The organism is Fructilactobacillus sp. X7R9C1, from assembly GCF_059901005.1.
Window position 1 is genome coordinate 1 of record NZ_JBWXVG010000024.1, and the last position, 2,381, is coordinate 2,381.

At 33.9% G+C, this 2,381-nt stretch carries 7 protein-coding genes; 1 reads left to right on the forward strand and 6 read right to left on the reverse strand.

Annotated elements, in window-relative coordinates; genetic code table 11:
* From AC6UD0_RS07095 to AC6UD0_RS07120, 6 genes are all read right to left on the reverse strand, one after another.
* Nucleotides 1-401 (reverse strand): helix-turn-helix domain-containing protein (locus AC6UD0_RS07095; protein ID WP_500708645.1); only part of this gene is annotated, 401 nt, incomplete at its 3' end.
* 19 nt (nucleotides 402-420) lie between these two features.
* Entirely contained in the window at nucleotides 421-903 is a 483-nt protein-coding gene (gene ssb / locus AC6UD0_RS07100; RefSeq protein WP_500708646.1) for a single-stranded DNA-binding protein, read from the reverse strand.
* Nucleotides 904-1,110: a hypothetical protein gene (locus AC6UD0_RS07105; protein ID WP_500708648.1), complete on the reverse strand. Its 207-nt coding sequence runs from the start codon at nucleotides 1,108-1,110 to the stop codon at nucleotides 904-906.
* Nucleotides 1,097-1,240 (reverse strand): hypothetical protein, encoded by a 144-nt coding sequence (locus tag AC6UD0_RS07110; RefSeq protein ID WP_500708650.1) that lies wholly within the window; start codon nucleotides 1,238-1,240, stop codon nucleotides 1,097-1,099. Before AC6UD0_RS07110 ends, AC6UD0_RS07105 begins: the two co-directional genes overlap by 14 nt.
* Before the next feature lie 132 nt (nucleotides 1,241-1,372).
* The gene (locus tag AC6UD0_RS07115) at nucleotides 1,373-1,555 is read right to left on the reverse strand and encodes a hypothetical protein (RefSeq protein WP_500708652.1); all 183 of its coding nucleotides are present in this window, start codon (nucleotides 1,553-1,555) and stop codon (nucleotides 1,373-1,375) included.
* A 52-nt stretch (nucleotides 1,556-1,607) separates the two neighbouring features.
* Nucleotides 1,608-1,925 carry a hypothetical protein gene (locus AC6UD0_RS07120; RefSeq protein WP_500708654.1) on the reverse strand — a complete coding sequence of 106 codons (318 nt, stop codon included), beginning with the start codon at nucleotides 1,923-1,925 and terminating at the stop codon, nucleotides 1,608-1,610.
* 122 nt (nucleotides 1,926-2,047) lie between these two features.
* Here AC6UD0_RS07120 and AC6UD0_RS07125 point away from each other — a divergent pair, with 122 nt between their 5' ends.
* On the forward strand, nucleotides 2,048-2,269 hold the full coding sequence (locus AC6UD0_RS07125) for a hypothetical protein (RefSeq protein ID WP_500708656.1): 222 nt from the start codon (nucleotides 2,048-2,050) through the stop codon (nucleotides 2,267-2,269).
* Nucleotides 2,270-2,381: the final 112 nt, after the last annotated feature.

Consider the following 2,381-nt stretch of genomic DNA (forward strand, 5'->3'; position numbering starts at 1 on the left):
GATTTATTAAATAATCTATTTACCTGCTCTTTTTGGGGCATAGGTATGCCCTGTTTGGAGGTGGGGGTATGCTCTTTTTGGGGCATAGGTATGCTCTCTTTAGGGCATACCCCATTGCCTAATGTGATGTATCGTTTATCAACTTGCTTGCTATCTTTTTTGTAACTAAGCTGGACCATTACAAATCCTAATTTTGCTAACTTAGTAATTGATTTAGATACTGTCTTAGGCTTTAAACCAATGCTTGCTCCAATTTTTGCATTACTCATGTAACAAGATTTAGTAACATTGAGCATGGTATAAATAACTCCAAAGACTAATTTATCGCTAGAACTTAAATCAGTTGATTCAGTTACATAATTTGGAATTTGAGTGAAATAGTTAGGCGTAACGTCATTCATGCTTGCTCTCCTTTATTAATCAAAACGGAAGAGAATCATCTGAAATATCAATCTGTTCTCCGTTGTTAGCAAATGGATCAGGGTTATTAGTTTTAGGTGCTGACTTAGGCTTAGGAAATGTAGTTGACTCTGGACCATTGTTATTGTTTCCATCATTATTATTGTTGTTTTGATTACTATTCTTTGACTCTAGTAAGGAGAAGTTTTCAACGACTACTTCGGTAATAAATACCCGTTGACCTTCCTTATTTTCATAGTTTCGAGTTTGCAAACGACCTTCAATGCCAATGAGCGAACCCTTATGCACGAAATTAGCAAGGTTTTCAGCTGATTTACGCCAAATAACACAATTAATGAAATCAGCTTCATGGTCTCCGTTTTGATTGGTAAAGCGACGATTAACTGCTAATGTAAAGGAACCAACCGCAGCTCCACTTTGCTGTGTATAACGTAAATCGACGTCTTTAGTTAAACGTCCGGTAAGAACTACTGTATTAATCATTTAATCCTCCCAAGTCTTTAGTGCTGGCTGATGTGCTGCTTCATGAATATCATTCTTTAATTCGTCAATTACCGCAAAACGCTTTTTCATGTATTTAATAACGCTTCTTGGACTTTTCTTATAATCTCCGATAGTGATAACTTGTAAATCTGATTTTGCTACTTTGATAATCTCGTAATCTTTAGTAATTCGTTTATTTTCGACCATCGTGATCCTCCGTTCCAAAATCAAAATATTTATGAGGATCAGCAATGATAGCTGATAGTCCTAATCCAATTGCAATTCCAATTACGAGCGTTAAAAGCAAGAAACATGCTTGACCTGTACTAAATACCATGACTATTTCCCCCGATTCATTGTGCGTTGAATTAATACACCCCGTGAGTTAGAATTAGAGTGTATTAAGTTTGAAATAAGTAGTTTATTTGGACCTTTTGAGTGGCAGCTCATTTGGTCTTTTTTTGTGTCTTTAGATGTCATATGAATTACCTCTTTCTTTAACATTTTTCTTTAGTTCGTCTAATTGGTCTTGCATAATTTCAAACGGATCTTTATTTCCAAATTGTTTAGCAAGATAATACTGATTCTCTACTAGTGCATTCATAACAATCATTAATTCGTTAATGCTATAAACATGAAAAGTTCTTTGCATTTTGTTATCTTTTGTAACTACTAATTTGAATATTTCGTCTTTTCCTGATTCCTTAGAATTCAAACCCATGATCAATCTCCTTATCTGTTAACTTGTCTTCAATTTCTACATATTCCTTTGCGTCAGATGGAACTATTTCCCACCAATAATGCTTTTGGTTTACTGTCACAAACCCTGTTGAGAATATAGATGTGTGACTATTTCCAGTCACCATTGGTCTAAAGTCTTCACTTACTAGAACTTTGATACCGCCGTCATTAACATTGGTTGGCCATCTATCACTTCCCCACAGAGACCAATTAACGTTATCTTCAATTGCATCTCTGATTTCTTTACTCTTTATATTTTGCAATTCACACTGTTTCGTCATGTTTTCACCTCCTTTCAATTTCGAATCACTTATAATATAGGATTACTTTTTGCTTCTTCTTTCATTGAATAATATGACTTAAGCCATTTGATATAATCACTTCTATGGAAGGAGGTGATGAAATGAAAGCAATTGTTATTAGCAGAGAGTTAAAAACTGCAAGTACAATCAACAATTTAGATTCGATCGAATATATAAATTTTCAAGGTGAAAAAGCTGTAATCAATAAACCAAACTTCTCAGACTTTTCTTTAAATGATGCTTATGGAGAAATTAAATTTATTGGTAATTCTATTTATATAATTCGACCAAATGATGTTGGGTCAATCACTTTTAGAAATTAATTTGTATAGCTCAGTTATGGTTGCAGCCATTTCTGGGCTATTATTTTTGCTATCTAATAAGAAGCACAAGTAATCGATCATTTTTAATCTAAGTTCGCTATCAGTGATTTGG